This is a genomic window from Brevundimonas sp. MYb52 (assembly GCF_002979535.1).
GTDB lineage: Bacteria > Pseudomonadota > Alphaproteobacteria > Caulobacterales > Caulobacteraceae > Brevundimonas.
The window spans coordinates 1-16,645 of record NZ_PCPB01000025.1; the positions used below are offsets into that span (position 1 = coordinate 1).

Annotated in this window: 16 protein-coding genes, 3 tRNA genes and 1 pseudogene; 5 read left to right on the top strand and 15 right to left on the bottom strand. The window is 67.1% G+C overall.

What is annotated here, in order from left to right; all coding sequences use genetic code 11:
- The 3 genes from CQ039_RS16865 to CQ039_RS16115 form a co-directional block, all read right to left on the bottom strand.
- Positions 1–77 (bottom strand): hypothetical protein (locus CQ039_RS16865; protein ID WP_007443273.1); only part of this gene is annotated, 77 nt, incomplete at its 3' end.
- 61 nt (positions 78–138) lie between these two features.
- Positions 139–212: transfer RNA gene (locus tag CQ039_RS16110), tRNA-Gly, on the bottom strand.
- Positions 213–309: 97 nt separating this feature from the next.
- A tRNA-Tyr gene (locus CQ039_RS16115) sits at positions 310–393 on the bottom strand.
- Positions 394–602: 209 nt separating this feature from the next.
- Between CQ039_RS16115 and rlmB the strand changes: the two genes are divergently transcribed.
- The 4 genes and pseudogenes from rlmB (at position 603) to CQ039_RS16870 (ending at position 3,070) form a co-directional block, all read left to right on the top strand.
- Positions 603–1,415: a 23S rRNA (guanosine(2251)-2'-O)-methyltransferase RlmB gene (rlmB, locus tag CQ039_RS16120; protein ID WP_105563596.1), complete on the top strand. Its 813-nt coding sequence runs from the start codon at positions 603–605 to the stop codon at positions 1,413–1,415.
- Between the two features lie 106 nt (positions 1,416–1,521).
- Positions 1,522–2,373, top strand: a complete 852-nt coding sequence (locus tag CQ039_RS16125; protein WP_105563595.1) for a TerC family protein — start codon at positions 1,522–1,524, stop codon at positions 2,371–2,373.
- A gap of 130 nt (positions 2,374–2,503) precedes the next feature.
- Positions 2,504–2,827 (top strand): annotated as a pseudogene (locus CQ039_RS16990) (hypothetical protein); the annotation flags it as partial.
- Between the two features lie 117 nt (positions 2,828–2,944).
- Positions 2,945–3,070, top strand: a complete 126-nt coding sequence (locus CQ039_RS16870) for an IPTL-CTERM sorting domain-containing protein (RefSeq protein ID WP_233190228.1) — start codon at positions 2,945–2,947, stop codon at positions 3,068–3,070.
- Positions 3,071–3,146: 76 nt separating this feature from the next.
- Here the strand turns inward: CQ039_RS16870 and metG are convergent, their stop codons facing one another.
- The 8 genes from metG to CQ039_RS16175 all read right to left on the bottom strand — a co-directional run bounded on the left by metG (position 3,147) and on the right by CQ039_RS16175 (position 12,485).
- Complete coding sequence (metG, locus tag CQ039_RS16140) at positions 3,147–4,856, bottom strand: methionine--tRNA ligase (RefSeq protein WP_105563594.1); 1,710 nt, start codon at positions 4,854–4,856, stop codon at positions 3,147–3,149.
- A gap of 73 nt (positions 4,857–4,929) precedes the next feature.
- Positions 4,930–6,276 (bottom strand): MATE family efflux transporter, encoded by a 1,347-nt coding sequence (locus CQ039_RS16145; protein ID WP_105563593.1) that lies wholly within the window; start codon positions 6,274–6,276, stop codon positions 4,930–4,932.
- A 65-nt stretch (positions 6,277–6,341) separates the two neighbouring features.
- Complete coding sequence (locus tag CQ039_RS16150) at positions 6,342–6,740, bottom strand: DUF1489 family protein (protein ID WP_105563592.1); 399 nt, start codon at positions 6,738–6,740, stop codon at positions 6,342–6,344.
- Between the two features lie 49 nt (positions 6,741–6,789).
- The gene (locus tag CQ039_RS16155; RefSeq protein ID WP_105563591.1) at positions 6,790–7,122 is read right to left on the bottom strand and encodes a hypothetical protein; all 333 of its coding nucleotides are present in this window, start codon (positions 7,120–7,122) and stop codon (positions 6,790–6,792) included.
- Complete coding sequence (locus CQ039_RS16160; protein WP_105563677.1) at positions 7,119–9,119, bottom strand: biotin carboxylase N-terminal domain-containing protein; 2,001 nt, start codon at positions 9,117–9,119, stop codon at positions 7,119–7,121. Before CQ039_RS16160 ends, CQ039_RS16155 begins: the two co-directional genes overlap by 4 nt.
- Before the next feature lie 196 nt (positions 9,120–9,315).
- Positions 9,316–10,218 carry an enoyl-CoA hydratase-related protein gene (locus CQ039_RS16165; protein WP_105563590.1) on the bottom strand — a complete coding sequence of 301 codons (903 nt, stop codon included), beginning with the start codon at positions 10,216–10,218 and terminating at the stop codon, positions 9,316–9,318.
- A gap of 77 nt (positions 10,219–10,295) precedes the next feature.
- On the bottom strand, positions 10,296–10,781 hold the full coding sequence (locus CQ039_RS16170; protein ID WP_105563589.1) for a hypothetical protein: 486 nt from the start codon (positions 10,779–10,781) through the stop codon (positions 10,296–10,298).
- A gap of 111 nt (positions 10,782–10,892) precedes the next feature.
- Positions 10,893–12,485 (bottom strand): carboxyl transferase domain-containing protein, encoded by a 1,593-nt coding sequence (locus tag CQ039_RS16175; RefSeq protein WP_105563588.1) that lies wholly within the window; start codon positions 12,483–12,485, stop codon positions 10,893–10,895.
- Positions 12,486–12,565: 80 nt separating this feature from the next.
- Between CQ039_RS16175 and CQ039_RS16180 the strand changes: the two genes are divergently transcribed.
- Positions 12,566–14,362 carry a patatin-like phospholipase family protein gene (locus tag CQ039_RS16180; RefSeq protein WP_105563587.1) on the top strand — a complete coding sequence of 599 codons (1,797 nt, stop codon included), beginning with the start codon at positions 12,566–12,568 and terminating at the stop codon, positions 14,360–14,362.
- Here the strand turns inward: CQ039_RS16180 and CQ039_RS16185 are convergent.
- The 4 genes from CQ039_RS16185 to CQ039_RS16200 form a co-directional block, all read right to left on the bottom strand.
- Positions 14,295–15,086, bottom strand: coding sequence for a methyltransferase domain-containing protein (locus CQ039_RS16185; RefSeq protein ID WP_105563586.1), 792 nt, complete (start codon positions 15,084–15,086; stop codon positions 14,295–14,297). The genes CQ039_RS16180 and CQ039_RS16185 overlap by 68 nt on opposite strands.
- A 43-nt stretch (positions 15,087–15,129) precedes the next feature.
- Positions 15,130–15,206: transfer RNA gene (locus CQ039_RS16190), tRNA-His, on the bottom strand.
- Between the two features lie 82 nt (positions 15,207–15,288).
- Complete coding sequence (locus CQ039_RS16195) at positions 15,289–16,032, bottom strand: M48 family metallopeptidase (protein ID WP_105563585.1); 744 nt, start codon at positions 16,030–16,032, stop codon at positions 15,289–15,291.
- Between the two features lie 137 nt (positions 16,033–16,169).
- Positions 16,170–16,645: energy transducer TonB (locus CQ039_RS16200; protein WP_105746549.1), on the bottom strand; the 476-nt coding region annotated here is incomplete at its 5' end.

The window sequence follows — 16,645 nt, forward strand, 5'->3', positions numbered from 1 at the left end:
GTCTTGCCGTGGTCAACGTGGCCGATCGTGCCGATGTTGCAGTGCGGCTTAGTGCGTTCGAACTTTTCCTTGGCCATGGCCAAACTCCTGTGGCCCGGGTCCAAAGCGGAGGGGCGCTTCTGCTCAGTTCAAAAAACCTGGAGCGGGTAGACGGGATCGAACCGACATCCTCAGCTTGGAAGGCTGCTGCACTACCATTGTGCTATACCCGCGCGAAGAATGCGTTGCCCCAACCCCGTGAGAGGTTGGCGTTTCCGCACCCGATTCCTTTTCTGGATTTCCCGTCCTCTCGGCCTCGAAAAATGCGCGTGGTGGGGGAAGAAGGACTCGAACCTTCGAAGCTTACGCAGGGGATTTACAGTCCCCCCCCTTTGCCACTCGGGACATTCCCCCAGCGCGCATTTTCAAAACCGGTCTGGATACGCAACACCACGATCTTTCGATCATTTTGTCGCGAAAGCCTTCGTGTCCGGCGACGCCTGCAGTAGAGGAAGCGCCTGACCCGAAGCCCTAGGGCCCAAATCGGAGGCCGTCTTATAGTGTCGTCATTTTCAGAACGCAACGACCGGAAACCCGGTAAAAAGCAGTCTTTCCACAAACGCGTGGAAAGTCGGCCCGAGAAAGGTTGGTCACCCTCGCCAACAGGCCGTTCTGGGGGCGATTCAGCCCCCAAAGGCCCGCGCGGCAAGGCCGATGCGGATAATTTTCTCTGGGGCCGCCATCCCGTTTTAGCCGCCCTGGCCAATCCTGCACGTCGCGGCATGGGCCGTTTGATGGTCACGGAGGACCGAGCCGCTGAAATCGAACGGGAAAATCTGGCGAACGGCCACCGAATCGAGGTGATTGATTCGACCGCCCTCGCCCGTTTGCTGCCCGCCGGCGCCGTTCACCAGGGCATGGTCTTCAAGGTCCAACCGCTGGAAGGCGTCTCGCTGGAGGACATCGCCGAGGACGCCAGCGGCGTCATCGTCATGCTGGATCAGCTGACCGACACCCAGAACGTCGGCGCCATCTTCCGTTCGGCCCTGGCGTTCGGGGCCAAGGGAATCGTCGTGCAGGATCGGCATTCGCCCGCCCTCGCCGGCGCCCTGGCCAAGGCGGCGGCCGGCGCCACCGAACGCCTGCCCTGCGCCCGCGTCACGAATCTGAGCCGCGCACTGGAGAAGTTGGCCGACATGGGCTGGCGCGCCGTCGGTCTGGACGGATCAGCCGAGCTGTCGCTGGAACAGGCGCTTGATTCGCGCCCGACCGTTCTGGTCATGGGCTCCGAAGGCGACGGCGTGCGCCGTCTGGTGGCCGAGCATTGCGACGTCATGGCCAAGATCCCCATGCCGGGCGGCTTCGAGAGCCTGAACGTGTCCAACGCGGCGGCTATCGCCCTCTATGAAGCCGCGCGCGCGCAAAACGCCGGCTGATTGATCCCTCCCGCCGGCCGCCCCTCTCATGGGAGGGGCCGGCGGGAGCGTGACTTTGCCGCTGCGGCGTCTTGGCGCAGCCCGGCCCGGGGCTTAAGAAACCCGGATGGAATTCCTTTCAGACCCCCATCTGCTCAGTCAGGCCTCCGCCCTCGGCAAGGTCCTGATGATCGACCTCGTCCTGGCCGGCGACAACGCCGTGGCCGTGGGCCTGGCCGCCGCCGCCCTGCCCCAGGAACAGCGCCGCAAAGCCATCCTGATCGGCCTGGCCGCCGCCGTCGTCATGCGCATCGGCCTGGCCCTGATCACCGTGCAGCTTCTGGCCATCGTCGGCCTGCTGCTGGCGGGCGGCTTCCTGCTGTTGTGGGTGTGCTGGAAGATGTGGCGCGAACTGCGCGAGCAGGCGACCCATGATCAGGCCGAGGCCGAGGCCGAGATCGAACGGGCCATGGCCATCGAACATGGCGGCGGCCCCTCGCCCGAGGAACTGGGTCTGAAGCGCAAGACCTTCGGCGCGGCCCTGATCCAGATCATGATCGCCGACCTGACCATGAGCCTGGACAATGTCCTGGCCGTCGCCGGCGCCAGCCATGACCACCCCTGGATCATGGTCTTCGGCCTGATCCTGTCGATCGCCCTGATGGGCCTGGCCGCCAGCTTCATCGCCAAGCTGCTGAACCGCTATCGCTGGATCGCCTATATCGGCCTGGTCATTGTTCTGTATGTCGCCCTGCACATGATCTGGGACGGCGGTCGCTCGGTCATCGTCCGCACCGGCCACGCCGACCAGTTCAACGCCTCGGCCCCCGCCTTCCTCGACATCGGGGCGGAGGAACAGGCCAAGCACATGAAACACGCCAGCGCGGGCAGCAAACACGCCACCCCCGCCGCCCTGCCCGGCGGGCGGGAGCAACAGACACCGCCGCCGGAACCGGCCGTAACGCCATCGACGAACTGAAGAAAAGGCCCGGAGCGATCCGGGCCTTTTTCTTACGTCAGCCGAGCCCGGCACTCAGAAAGACGCACTTTCCTGGTCGCTTGCTGCGGCAACCCTCTACCTGTCCGTCGCGGGCGGAGCCCACGCCCAGATCACAGCGACCTCCTCCAGCACCAGTGTTTCATGCACAGGGGGCGCCAATGGCACAGGGACAGTCACGCCAAGCGGCGGTGTTGGACTATATACCTATGCTTGGGCGCCGATGGGTGGGTCGGCGGCGACTGCGACGGGTCTGCCGGCCGGCGCCTACAGCGTCACGATATCTGATGGGACGACTTCCATCGTGCAACCCGTCACCGTTTCGGAGCCCGCCGCCTTCAGCGCAAACATCAGCAAGACCGACGTCACGTCAGCGGGTGCAACGGATGGATCGGCCACAGTCAGTCCCAGCGGAGCGACCACGCCCTATACCTATTCATGGTCGCCCACTGGAGGTGCAGGGGCAACCGCTACGGGGCTGGGAGAGGGCGCCTACTCCGTTACAGTTACCGACGCAAACGGCTGCGTCTATAGGGATAGCGCCAATATTGGCGTGGCATCCGCGGTTCCCACTCCCGTTCCGACCCTGACGGAATGGGCGATGATCCTGCTGACGGGTCTGCTGGCCCTGTTCGGCGCTGCGCGTCTGGGATTCCTGCCCGCCCCACGCAAGGACTAAGCTTCGCCTGCTACGGGTGAATAGCGAAAAGGCCCGGAGCGATCCGGGCCTTTTCTGTATCCTGCGCTCGGAAGACTCAGCCCTCGGCGCCGCCGAAGCGTTCGGTCCATTCGGCGACCTGGGCGTCCTCGATCTTGGCGAACAGGACGGCGGGGGCGGCGACCGTCTGACCGGCGGGCACCAGGGTCAACAGGTCGGCGTCGGCGCTCGGCCACGACAGGTCGGTGGCGCCGACCGTGGCGCCGATGCGTTCGGCGCTGCCCGGCATGATGGGCACGGTGATGCGGGCGAACAGGGCGACTAGCGACAGGCCGGTGCGGACGATGACGGCGGCGCGGTCGCGGTCGGTCTTCAGCGCCGTCCACGGGGCGGCTTCCTGCAGGTATTCATTGCCCATGACCCACAGCGCACGCGCGGCCTGAGCCGCCTTGCGGAACTCCATGGCCTCGAACTCGGCAGTCAGGGTTTCCAGACCGGCCTTGATGTCCGCCGCCAGCTTGGCTTCCAGCGGACCGGCCTCGCCGCCCTCGGGCACGACGCCGTCGAACTTGGATTCCGTGAACTTGACGATGCGGTTGACGAAGTTGCCCAGGACGTCGGCCAGGTCCTTGTTCGTCGTCGCCTGGAACTGCTCCCAGGTGAAGGCGGCGTCGGAGTGCTCCGGACCATAGGCCGTCAGGTGCCAGCGCCAATAGTCGGCCGGCAGCAGCTCCAGCGCCTGATCCATGAAGACGCCCCGGCCCATGCTGGTCGAGAACTTGCCGCCGTACCAGTTCAGCCAGTTGAAGGCCTTGAGCTGATCGACCGTCTTCCACGGCTCGCCCGAGCCGAGAATGGTGGCGGGGAAGCTGACGGTGTGGAAGGCCACGTTGTCCTTGCCCATGAACTGGACGTAGCGGACGTCGTCCGCGCCCTCGTCCAGACGCCACCACGAGCGCCAGTCGCCGCCGTTGGCGTCGGCCCATTCCTCGGTCGCGCCGATGTATTCGATGGGGGCGTCGAACCAGACGTAGAAGACCTTGCCCTCCATGCCCGGACGCGGACCGCCGTCGGGACCGACGACCGGCACGCCCCACTTCAGGTCGCGCGTGATGCCGCGATCGATCAGGCCTTCATCCAGATGCTTGTAGGCGATGGAGCGGGCCAGCGGCTGCCAGCCTTCCGAACGAGCATCGACCCAGCCACGCACCTCGTCGGCCACCTTGGTCTGCAGCAGATAGAGGTGGCGGGTGTCGCGGACCTCCAGATTGCGGCTGCCCGAAACCGCCGAATAGGGATTGATCAGATCGGTCGGGTCCAGCAGGCGGCCGCAGTTATCGCACTGATCGCCGCGCGCCTTTTCGTAGCCGCAGTGCGGGCAGGTGCCCTCGACATAGCGGTCGGGCAGGAAGCGGGCGTCGTCGATCGAATAGATCATCCGGTCGACGCGCTCCTCGATCAGGCCGCGCTCCTCCAGCACCTTGGCGAAGTGCTGGGTCAGGCGGGTGTTCGGAGCGTTGGAGCTGCGGCCGAAGACGTCGAACGACAGGCTGAAGGCCTCGCCGGCCTTCTTCTGGACCTCGTGCTGCTCGTCGCAATAGGTGCGGACGTCCTGACCGGCGGCGGCGGCGGCCAGCTCGGCCGGGGTGCCGTGCTCGTCAGTGGCGCAGACATAGAGGACGTCGTGGCCGCGTCCGCGCATGAACCGCGCCCAGACGTCGGCGGGCAACATGGACCCGGCCAGATTCCCAAGGTGCTTGATGCCGTTGATGTAGGGCAGCGCCGAGGTGATGAGGATGCGGGCCATGGTCGTCCAGTCTGCGGGAGGAAGCAGACGGATATAGAGGGCCGTTACGCCCGCGTCACCCCGCCGTCATGCCTCAGGCCGGAAGCCGCCTGGCGATCCGCACAAAGCGCCCCGTCAGCAGCGCGCCCGAGATCAGGCTGGCCACGATGACCGACCAGACCAGGCCGTCCACGCCGATCCGGTGCGCCAGCCACCAGCCCAGCGGGATCATGATGACGCCATAGGACAGCAGGTGCATCAGCGTCGGCCAGACGACATCGCCCGCCGCGCGGTTGGCCTGAGCGGCCACGACCTGTTGAGCATCTGCGACAAAGAACAGGGTCGCCAGCACCAGGGCCGGCGCCGCGATGGCCAGGATGGCCGGGTCGGTCGTATAGGCGCTGACCACCAGGGGCGCGGTCAGCCACAGGCCGATGGCGATGATGAAGGCCAGGACCGTGACCACGCCGATGCCCGCCAGACCGCCGCGCATGACCCCGGCCTTGTCGCCCGCGCCGTAGCTGCGGCCCACCAGAACCGCCGTCGCGGACGACAGCCCCATGGGCACCATGAAAACAATGGCGGAGACGTTGATGACGACGGCCCAACTGGCGGTCTCGGCCGCGCCCAGCTGACCGGCGAACAGGGTCATGGCCGCAAAGGCTCCGACCTCGATGAAGTTGGACGAACCCGCGCCGAAGCCCACCTTCATCTGCTCGCGCTCGACGACCTTGTCGCGCTTGGGCTTGTTGAACAGGCCCCATGCCTTGGCCTCGGGCAGGCGCAGGATGAAGATGACGAGGAAGACGGCCAGCGCCATGCGTGCGCCGAAGGTAGCCCAGGCCGAGGCCTGGGCGCCGTGCATACCGAGGCCCAGAATGTCGGGGACCAGCAGCAGGTTCAGACCCAGGTTGACCGCATTGGCCACCCACATGGCGACCATGCCGGCCTTGGGCCGATGCAGGCCCTCAAGGAAGAACTGAGCCGCGACCGAGATCAGATAGGCAGGCATGGACAGGGCGAAGATCATCAGCACCGGCGAGGCGCCCTCGCCCAGCCCGTCTTCCAGACCCATGTGCATCAGACCGAACGGCCCCAGCGCCATCAGGGCGATCATGGAGACAATGCCGATCTGCAACGCATAGACGGTCCCGCGACGCAGGACCGCGCCCACCTCGTCCTTGCGGCCCTCGCCCAGCAAGCGGGCGGTCATGACCTGCACCCCCATCATCAGGCCGACCGCCGTGGTCAGGACGACCGAGGACGGCGCCCAGGCGAGGGAGTGGAAGGCCAGTTCGCGGCTGGCGTAGTGGCCGACGACGATGGCGTCGGTCAGACCCATGGTCATGATGCCCAGGCGCGCCAGCACGACCGGCCAGGCCAGCTTCAGCAGCTCGGACAGGGTCTGACGGGTTTTGAAGCTGAACAGGGCGTTGGTCATGGGAGCCGGGACAGGCCACGACGGCGAGCAAAGGTCAACACTTGCGGCCTAAAGCCACGAAAGGGTCACCAAGCGCCGAGTTCACGCAGTTCGCGCGCCAGGTCGTCGGGCAGGTCCGTCGCCTCGGCCACGGACAGGTCCGGCGGCGCGTCCTTGGGCTCGAAATAGCGCCAGCCCTGAAACGGCCGCCGGGCCAGGGGCGCGGTGCGGATGACAGTGCTGTCCAGCTTGATCTCGCAGCGGCTCTCCTTGCCCTCGCCCACGGTCGTGATCTCGAGAATGCGCTGACGGCAGGTCACCGAGCCCTTCATGACCCAGTAGAGCGAACCGCCGTCCTCGATCTCGGCGGCGCGCTTGGGCGTCATGCGGGTGTGGACGATGCGCCAGTCGGACCGCGCGGCGTTCGCCTCCAGGGTCTCGACCTCGGACACGCCGACGCAGAGTTTGATCATGTGAAGAGGCATGACGCCCACCTAGTCGCCCGGCGCCGCGATGACCAGACCCGGCTCGGCCCTATCGATCGAGCAGGGTGAAGATTTCCTGCCCCTTGGCGATCAGTTCATGGCCGCACCTCTGGCTGTGCGAACGCACCTGCTGGACCGGCGTGCTGTCGGTATAGTCCAGCATCCGTCGCACCCAGTTTGTCTGGGGGTCGCGGCCTTCCAGACGGCCCAGATAATACATCATGCCGCCCGAATACTGCTGCTTCAGCGTTTCCGAGAGCGCCGGGTCGTCGATCGCCACCGCCAGCAGACCCATGCACTGCAGATCCGCCTGGGACGCCGCCGGCATATCGCTCAGATCGGCGCCCAGAAGCGCCGTCGCCATCATCGCCGCAAGGATCATTTCGCCTCTCCCTCGACCTCCACCACGGCCAGGACCGCGCCGTCCATGACCTGATCGCCGACGGCGACGTTGAACTCGGCCACCACGCCGTCGAAGGGCGCAGTCAGGGCGTGCTCCATCTTCATGGCCTCCAGCACCACGATGGGCTGGCCCTTGGTCACGATGTCACCGGCCTTGGCGGGCGCGGCGACGATCTTGCCGGGCATGGGCGCGCGCAGGCCGCCGTCGGAGGCAGAGCCGCCAGCGCCGGCAGCGGCCTTGCGGCGGCGGAATTCGATGACGTCGCCGTCGTCGAAGACCACGATGCGCTCGGCGTCGGGGGCGAAGGCGGTGACGACCTCACCATCGACCACGACCAGATCCGTCTCACCGTAAACGCGGGCGGTTTCACCAGCCACGCCGACATCGAAGCTCGACTGACGCCCGTGCCAGCCCGGCTCGCCAGCCAGGGTCACGGCGTGCTGCTGATCTCCGTGATGCAGGGCCGTACGCGACTGAGCCGCGCCATTCATGCGGAAGCCGAACAGACCCGCCCGCCACGGAGCCAGGGCCTTGTCCTCGACGTCAAAAGCGGCGGCGTCGGCCTCCAGCCCGATCAGGCCAGCGGCGCCGGCGATGGCGCGCGGGCTGGTCTCCGACTTCAGCAGTTGGTCTTCTTCCGCCCCGATGAACCCGGTATCCACGTCGCCCTCGACAAAGCGCGGGTGGTCCAGGCAGCGGGCCAGGAAGCCGGCGTTGGTGCGGACGGGCCAGACCTCGACCTCGCGGCAGGCGTTGGCCAGGCGGGCCGCGGCGGCTTCGCGGCTGTCGGCGTGGACGATCAGCTTGGCGATCATCGGGTCGTAGAACTGGCTGACCTCGCCGCCCTGCTCCACGCCCGTATCAACGCGAATGTCGTCGGGCATGACGAAGTGGTCCAGCCGCCCGATGGACGGCAGGAATCCGTGAGCGGGGTCTTCGGCGTAGAGGCGGGCCTCCATGGCCCAGCCCTTCATCGGGATGTCGGCCTGAGCCAGCGGGATGGGTTCGCCCGCCGCGACGCGCAGCTGCCATTCGACCAGATCGACGCCGGTGATGCTCTCGGTCACCGGGTGCTCGACCTGCAGCCGGGTGTTCATCTCCATGAACCAGATGCGGTCGGCCTTCAGCCCGTCAGAGGCGTCGGCGATGAACTCGATGGTGCCCGCGCCCTGATAGTTCACGGCCTTGGCGGCGCGGACGGCGGCGGCGGTGACGGCCTCGCGCGTGGCGGCGTCCATGCCTGGCGCCGGAGCCTCCTCGATCACCTTCTGGTGGCGGCGTTGCAGCGAGCAGTCGCGTTCATGCAGGTGGACGACATTGCCATGGCTGTCGCCGAAGACCTGCACCTCGATGTGGCGCGGGCGGGTGATGTAGCTCTCGATCAGAACGCGCGGATCGCCGAAGGACGACTGACCCTCGCGCTGGGCCGAAGCCAGACCGTCGGCGAAGTCTTCCGCCCGGTCGACCTTCTTCATGCCCTTGCCGCCGCCGCCGGCGACCGCCTTGATCAGGACCGGGAAGCCGATGCGGTTCGCCTCTGCCGTCAGGGTCTCGACCGACTGGTCCTCGCCCTGATAGCCGGGGGTGACGGGCACGCCCGCCTCGATCATCAGCTTCTTGGCCGCGTCCTTCAGACCCATGGCGCGGATCGAGGACGGCTGCGGGCCGATCCAGACGATGCCCGCCGCCATGACGGCCTCGGCGAAGTCGGCGTTCTCGGACAGGAAGCCGTAGCCGGGGTGGATGGCCTCGGCCCCCGTCGCCTTGGCCGCCGCCAGCGCCTTGGCCGCATCCAGATAGGATTCGCGCGCCGCCGCCGGGCCGATCAGCACCGCCTCGTCCGCCTCGCGCACGTGCAGGGCGGCCGCGTCAGCCTCGGAATAGACGGCGATGGTCCGCAGGCCCATGCGGCGAGCGGTGCGGAAGACGCGGCAGGCGATCTCGCCGCGATTGGCGACCAGGACGGACTTGAACATGGCGGTCTTAAACTCTGCCTCTGCGAGAAAACCGGCGGTCTGCCCCATCTTGCTCCTCCCTGTTCGCAAAGCGAATGGGGAGGTGGCGCGGCGCCGAAGGCGAAGTGACGGAGGGGGCGACTCCACGGCTGACGTTGGCGTCGCCCCCTCCACCACTTCGTGGTCCCCCTCCCCACGCGTGGGGAGGAAAGTAGTCTTACTGCGCCCAGCTCGGGGCGCGCTTGTCGAGGAAGGCGCGGACGCCTTCCTGGCCTTCTTCCGAGACGCGGGCGCGAGCGATGCGCTTGGCGGTTTCTTCCAGCAGGCGATGATCGATGTCCTTGCCGGCCACGTCGTTCACCAGCCGCTTGGCCTCGCCCATGGCGCCGGGGGCGCAGGTGGTCAGGCTGTCGGTCAGCATGGAAATGAACTCGTCCACCGAACCTTCCGGCAGGACCATGTCGATCAGGCCCGCGTGGGCGGCGTAGTCAGCGTCGAAGATGTTGGCCGTCAGGAACAGCTGGCGAGCGCGGCGCGCGCCGACAGCCTCGATGACATAGGGGGCGATGGTCGCGGGGATCAGGCCCAGCTTGACCTCGGAGAAGGCGAAGCGCGCGCCCTCGACCGCCACGGCCATGTCGCAGGCCGCGACGATGCCGGCCCCGCCGCCCATGGCCGCGCCCTCGACCAGGGCCACCGTCAGGGCCGGCACGTCGTGCAGGGCCTTGAGCATTTTCGCCAGGCCCATGGCGTCGTCGCGGTTGTCGGCTTCCGACCAGCCGGCGGCGTCGGCCATCCAGTTCAGGTCGGCGCCCGCGCTGAAGGTGCCGCCTGCGCCGCGGATGAAGACCACGCGCACCCGGTCGGCGCCGTGCAGGGTCTCGAAGGCCTCGAACAGGGCGGCGATGGTCGCCGCGTCGAACGCGTTCTTCTTCTGCGGACGGTTGATGGTCACGAAGACCACGCCCGACGGCAGGGCGTCGATCTTGACCAGATCATTGTCCGCGTCCGGCGCCGGATCGGCGACGAAGGGATGGGCGATGGCGTTGATCTCGGCAGCCTCGGCGTCCGTGACGTCCAGGGCGTTCAGGTCTTCTTCAGTGGGCTTCTGATCGGTCATGGTCGGCTCCTTCGCCGATGGAACGTCTAAAACGCGACCTCGTCCACAGAGGACGAGGTTCACAAGGTCTGATCGGTTTAAACCGGGTCGCAGCGATTGGCGCGAACAGTCTTTCCGTCCTGCTCGACACGCAGCGAAATCCCGGCGACAGGCGAAAGGCGCAGGGTCTGGACCAGGGTGTGGTTACCTTCCGAAGACTGGTTTTCCAGCACCACGCGAATGGCGTCGCCCTGTCCTTCCAGGACTTCCAGGGCCACCAGCTTCGAGGTGTCCTCATAGCCCTTGATCTCGTTGGCGGTGATGACGAAGCGCGTGCCGCTCTCGTCCTTGGCGCAGCCGTCGTCGCTGTAGTCCCAGTTCCCGCGATAGCCGACAGGGAAGACCGCCTCGGACGGCTCGCCTGCGCGCGCGGCCTCTTCCTCGGCGGCCGAGACCGGCTCGGTCTGCGGCGTCGCCGCGGGCGCCGACGAGGGTTCCGCCGCCTCGGGCGCCTTGGAATCAGCCTGCGATCCGCAGGCCGCGAGCAGCGTGGTCAGGGCGATGAGAGCTGCTGTCTTCTTCATGATCTCTGTCCTTGTCGTCCAGGTCCGACCTCAAACGGGCCGTCAACGCGACACTCTCAGCCGCGTCGTCCGCCTTCAAGCGATTTTTTGAACACTGTGCAATTTGCCGTCCTACATCCGGAACACGCCGAAGGTGGTCTCGGGGATCGGAGCGTTCAGACTGGCGCTGATGGCCAGGCCCAGCACGTCGCGGGTCTGGGCCGGGTCGATGACGCCGTCGTCCCACAGGCGGGCGGTGGCGTAATAGGGATTACCCTCGTCCTCATATTTCTGGCGGATCGGCGCCTTGAAGGCCTCAGCCTCGTCGGGCGTCCAGGTGTCCGCGTCGCGGTGGACGGTGGCCAGGACGGACGCCGCCTGCTCGCCGCCCATCACGCTGATGCGGCTGTTGGGCCAGGTGAAGAGGAAGCGCGGGCTATAGGCCCGGCCGCACATGCCGTAGTTGCCGGCGCCGAACGAGCCGCCGATCAGGACGGTGAACTTGGGCACCTCGGCGCTGGCGACCGCCGTCACCAGCTTGGCGCCGTGCTTGGCGATGCCTTCGGCCTCATACTTCCCGCCGACCATGAAGCCCGAGATGTTCTGCAGGAAGAGCAGCGGAATCTTGCGCTTGCACGCCAGCTCGATGAAGTGCGCGCCCTTCTGGGCGCTCTCCGAGAACAGGACGCCGTTGTTGGCCAGGATGGCGACCGGCTGGCCCCAGATGCGGGCGAAACCGCAGACCAGCGACGTGCCGTAGAGGGCCTTGAACTCATCCATCTCCGAGCCATCGACGATGCGGGCGATGACCTCGCGCACATCGTAAGGGGCGCGCACATCGTCGGGGATGATGCCGTAAAGCTCCTGCGGGTCCAGCGCCGGGGCGCGGGGTTCGCGCACGTCCAGCGGCTGGGGCTTGGTGGTGTTCAGATTGGCGACGATGGAGCGGACGATCTCCAGGGCGTGCTCGTCATTCTCGGCCACATGATCGACCACGCCGGACTTGCGGCCGTGGGTTTCGGCGCCGCCCAGTTCCTCGGCCGAGATGACCTCGCCGGTCGCCGCCTTCACCAGCGGCGGGCCAGCCAGGAAGATGGTGCCCTGATTGCGCACGATCACCGTCTCGTCGGACATGGCCGGGACATAGGCGCCGCCCGCCGTGCAAGACCCCATGACGCAGGCGATCTGCGGGATCGACCGAGCCGACATCCGCGCCTGGTTGAAGAAGATGCGGCCGAAATGGTCGCGGTCAGGAAAGACCTCGGCCTGGTGCGGCAGATTGGCGCCGCCCGAATCGACCAGATAGATGCAAGGCAGATTGTTCTGCTCGGCGATCTCCTGCGCCCGCAGGTGCTTCTTCACCGTCATGGGGAAGTAGGCGCCGCCCTTCACCGTCGGGTCGTTGGCGACGATCATGACCTCGCGGCCGGACACACGCCCGACGCCGCAGATCATGCCTGCGCCGGGGGCTTCGTCGCGATACATGCCGTTGGCCGCCAGTTGCCCGACCTCCAGGAAAGGCGAGCCGGGGTCCAGCAGGCGCTCGACCCGGTCGCGCGGCAACAGCTTGCCCCGCGCCACATGTCGCTCGCGGCTGGCGTCGGAGCCGCCGCGCGCGGCCTTGGCCACCTTCTCGAAAAGCTCATCCCGCAGGGCGCGATTGTGCGCATCCAGCGATTTGAAAGCAGGACTGTTGCGATCGACGGCGGAAATCAGCTTGGGCATGCCCCAAGGTTTAGGAGGCTTCCGCGCCGGTGGGAAGCGTCCGCTTTCCTGTCGAGCAGATTCCAGCCTAAACCTCTCTCATGGCCGCTGAACGTCCCGACACGCCGCCCGACTCGCTGGAAGCCGCCCTCGCGCGGGTCTTCGAGGGCACGAAGAACACGCGCGCCAGTTGGTTCGCCCTGACGCGGGGCGAGCGACTGTTCTCGGCCGGCGACCCCGCCGACACCCTCTACCTGCTGCGCGCCGGGCGGCTGGGCGTGTTCCGCGACGACAACGGACGCGGGCCTCAGTTCGTCGGCGTCATCAAACCCGGTGATCCAGTCGGCGAAATGGCCATGCTGGCCGGCACAACCCACATGGCCAATGTGGTGGCCCTGCGCGACAGCGACGTGGTCGCCCTGCCTCGCGACGCCTTTTTCGAGGCCGCGCGTGCCGAGCCCGCCCTGATGGCGGAACTGGGTCAGGTCATGCTGACCCGAGCGCGCGACCGCAATTCCACCGGATCGGACCCCACGGTTTTCGGCTTCATCTCGGCCCGCAAGGCGCCGATCCGCAGCTTTGTCGAGCGCGTCGCCCGCGCGGTCGAGGCCCAGGGCTTCAGTTGCCGCATCATCGACCACACCGCCCTGTCGTCCGCCGCCGAGTGGTTCTCGGGCGTCGAGGACGCCCACGACTACGTCCTCTACATCGCCGAATCCGATGAAACCGGCTGGGCAGCGCTTTGCGCCCGGCAGGTGGACCGCGTCTTCATGGTCGGCGACGCCGACCACAAGCCGCACGCGCCCATCCTGCCCTCCGAGATCGAGGACGAGGCCCACCCGCTGACCGACCTGATCCTGCTGCGCCCCGCCCACATGGGGCGGCCGACCCAAACCCGCGCCTGGCTGGAGGCCTTCAGGCCCGGCCGCTGGTTCCATGTGGTCGAGGGCCTGTTCGACGACACGGCGCGGATCGCCCGCGTCGTCACCGGCTCGGCGGTCGGGGTGGTGCTGTCCGGCGGCGGCGCGCGGGCCTACGCCCACATCGGCGCGCTGAAGGCTCTACGCGAAGCGGGCATGCCGATAGACTTCATCGGTGGTTCCTCCATGGGCGCCGTGATCGCCGCCGGCCCCGGCCTGGGCTGGTCGGACGAGGAACTGGATGAGCGCATCCGCAAGGCCTTCGTCCTGTCCGACCCCCTGTCGGACATCGCCTTTCCCATCATCGCCATGACCCACGCCCGCAAGGTCGCGCGCCTGATGCAGGACGCCTATGGCGACGTGAACATCGAGGACATGCCCCTGCCCTTCTTCGCGGTCTCGACCAATCTGACGTCGGGCAAGGTCGAGGTGCATCGCGAGGGGATGCTGCGTCACGCCCTGAGGGCCTCCATCTCCCTGCCCGGCGTCATGCCGCCCGTGGTGATGAACGGTCAGGTCCTGGTCGACGGCGCCGTGCTGCGCAACTTCCCCAGCGAGGTCATGCGTCGCCTGAACAGCGGCCCGGTCGTCGGCGTGGACGTGTCCCAGACGCGCGGCGTTGATCCCGCGGCCCTGCAGGACCCGCCTTCCTGGTGGCGCTGGATCCTGTCGGGCGCCTGGAAGAAGGGGCCGCCTATCGTCTCGGTGCTGATGCGTTCGGCCACCTTGTCGACCGAGGCCGAACTGATGCAGGCGCGGGCCGACACGGACCTGCTGATCCTGCCCAAGCCCGAGGGCGTCGATATTCGCGACTGGAAGGCCTACGACCCGGCCGTATCGTCAGGCTACGCCGCCGCCCAGGCCGCGATGACGACGCTGAAATGCCCCGTCGAGCATCTGCATCGCCGCGTCAGCGCCTTTGCGCCATTAGAAACAGACGAGGAAATGGTAGAAGAGTCGCCCCGTCAGCCCGCCTAGGGAAGGCCGCCGCCAGCCGTGCGCCAAGCGCAGCAAGGAAGGCCGACCGCATCGACGGGTCGCCAGCCAGGGCCGTCAGATAGGGCCGCAGCGCCGTGCCCTTCATCCATTCCAGCACCGCGTCCTCGCCGGTCAGGACATGCAGATAGGTCGTCGACCAGATGTCGATGTCGTCGCACAGGGGCGCCACCGCCTCGTAATAGGCCTCGGCGGGCAACAGGGGCGCAATGGTGTCTATCCCCCGCAGGATCGCCGCCCACGGCCCCGAGGCCGCCGTTTCGCGCATGATGGTATGGTGCCGCGTCTCCCAGGCCATCGGCATCTGCACCGCCAGCAGGCCGCTCGGCGCCAGCGCCCCAGCCAGATGCATGAAAAGGACGGCATGATCCGACAGCCATTGCAGCGACGCATTGGCCAGGATCAGATCCGCCGGCCGATCCGGCGTCCAGGTCGCGATGTCGCCGACCGACCAGTCAACCTCGGCGGACAGGGCGCGAGCCTGATCCAACATGTCGGCGCTGGAATCCATGCCATGGACTTGGGCCGACGGATGGCGACGCTTCAGCAGGGCCGCGTGCTGACCGGTGCCGCAGCCCAGGTCCCAGATTTCAGCAGGCGCGAAATCTTCGGGCAGGCGCACCAGCAGGTCGAGCGCGGCGCGATCCCGTTGGGCTTCAAAGCGATTGTATTGTCTGGGGTCCCACTGGGGGGAAGCGTCGCTCATATCGTCACCACTCCACGTCGCTGAAAGCGAATCGTTGAAGTGATGGTACCGCCTCTCAGGCTTGAACTGAGGACCTCCGGTTCCACAAACCGGCGCTCTAACCAACTGAGCTAAGGCGGCGCGATCAACGCGAGGCCGGTTCTCTAGCGGGCCTCGCCTCCGTCAGCAATACGCTTATTCAGGAATTTCACTTTATCCCCCGTCAGTTCCATCCCCGACTGGCGATATACTGCTGCAAGGCGGTGATCCGGGTCTGATCCGATGGGTGGGTCGAGGCGAATTCGGGCGTGCCCGACTGACGCTGCTGCGCCATCAGCCGCCACAGGGCCAGGGATTCGGACGGCCTGAAGCCGGCGGCGACCACATAGTCGACGCCCAGGCGATCGGCCTCCAGTTCATGATTGCGCGAGAACGGCAGCAGCAGGCCCAGTTGCGCGCCCATCCCGCCGAGCGCGCCAACCGCCTGCGAATAGTCCCCTGCCCGGCTCTGAACCGCGCCCAGCACCAGGCCCGTGGTCGATTGCGTGGAATAGCGTTCGGCGGCGTGGCGAGCGACGACGTGGCCGACCTCGTGGCCGAGCACCGTCGCCAGTTGGTCGTCGTTCTGGACCAGTTTCAACAGGCCGGTGGTCACACCGATCTGGCCCGACGGCAGGACGAAGGCGTTGGGGCTGGCGTCCTCGAACACGGCGTAGTCCCAACTGCGGCCGGCCAGGCCCGCCGCCTGAACGATCCGGCCGCCGACACGGCGCACCCGTTCATTCTGCGCCGCATTGCTCGACACCTTCTGCGACCTCAGCGTCTCGGCCCAGGCGGCGTTCGATTGCTGGATCAGGGCGCTGTCGTCCACGATCAGAAACTGATTGCGTCCCAGGCTCTCGTTGTAGGCGCAACTGGCCACGCCGAGAGCCGTCAGGGAGGCGACGATGGCGGCAAACTTCTTCAAGGCGAGGTCCTTCCAGCTTTAATCTCAAGCATGGGCAAGGTTCGGCCAAAGCGCCAGCCCCCTGCCCAGGGCGGCGGGCAAAGAAAAACGCCCCGGTGTTTCCACCGAGGCGTTCAACCTGATCTCGAATGAGATCCTTAGTCCAGTCGGAACCGGGTCGTGAACTCGACGCGGGCGCCGACGGCGGCGCCGTCGACAGTCCGGGGAGCCAGACGGCCCGAGCGAGCCGCCCGAAGAACCGCTTGGCCGAAACCGGCGCCGGCAGGATCTTCGTCCACGATGCGGCAGTCCGAAAGACTGCCGTTGGCGGCGACCGCGCAGTTCACCTTGGCCGAACCCGACTCGATACCGCGCGAGTTAGCGCGTTCCGGGAACTCGGGTTGCACCTGGCGAGACCAGCTCGGGTTGGTGATGACCGAAGGCTTCGGCGGCGCCGGGGGCGCCGGCGGAGGCGGAGGTCCGGGGACGATCACGGGCGGGCCCGTATATTCGACGCGGTCTTCCTTCTTCGTCGGTTCGATCGGCAGAGTCACCGGCGGCGGAGGGGCCTGGGTGTTGATCTGCGGCTCACGAATCTGAAGCTTCGGCGGCGGAGGGGTGTCCGGCGCCGAAG

Coding starts and splice junctions, on each gene's coding strand:
- CQ039_RS16125 (WP_105563595.1), top strand. CDS start 1,522: ATGGAATTCCTTTCAGACCCCCATCTGCTCAGTCAGGCCTCCGCCCTC.
- metG (WP_105563594.1), bottom strand. CDS start 4,856: ATGGCCCGCATCCTCATCACCTCGGCGCTGCCCTACATCAACGGCATC.
- CQ039_RS16145 (WP_105563593.1), bottom strand. CDS start 6,276: ATGACCAACGCCCTGTTCAGCTTCAAAACCCGTCAGACCCTGTCCGAG.
- CQ039_RS16150 (WP_105563592.1), bottom strand. CDS start 6,740: ATGCCTCTTCACATGATCAAACTCTGCGTCGGCGTGTCCGAGGTCGAG.
- CQ039_RS16155 (WP_105563591.1), bottom strand. CDS start 7,122: ATGATCCTTGCGGCGATGATGGCGACGGCGCTTCTGGGCGCCGATCTG.
- CQ039_RS16160 (WP_105563677.1), bottom strand. CDS start 9,119: ATGTTCAAGTCCGTCCTGGTCGCCAATCGCGGCGAGATCGCCTGCCGC.
- CQ039_RS16165 (WP_105563590.1), bottom strand. CDS start 10,218: ATGACCGATCAGAAGCCCACTGAAGAAGACCTGAACGCCCTGGACGTC.
- CQ039_RS16170 (WP_105563589.1), bottom strand. CDS start 10,781: ATGAAGAAGACAGCAGCTCTCATCGCCCTGACCACGCTGCTCGCGGCC.
- CQ039_RS16175 (WP_105563588.1), bottom strand. CDS start 12,485: ATGCCCAAGCTGATTTCCGCCGTCGATCGCAACAGTCCTGCTTTCAAA.
- CQ039_RS16180 (WP_105563587.1), top strand. CDS start 12,566: ATGGCCGCTGAACGTCCCGACACGCCGCCCGACTCGCTGGAAGCCGCC.
- CQ039_RS16185 (WP_105563586.1), bottom strand. CDS start 15,086: ATGAGCGACGCTTCCCCCCAGTGGGACCCCAGACAATACAATCGCTTT.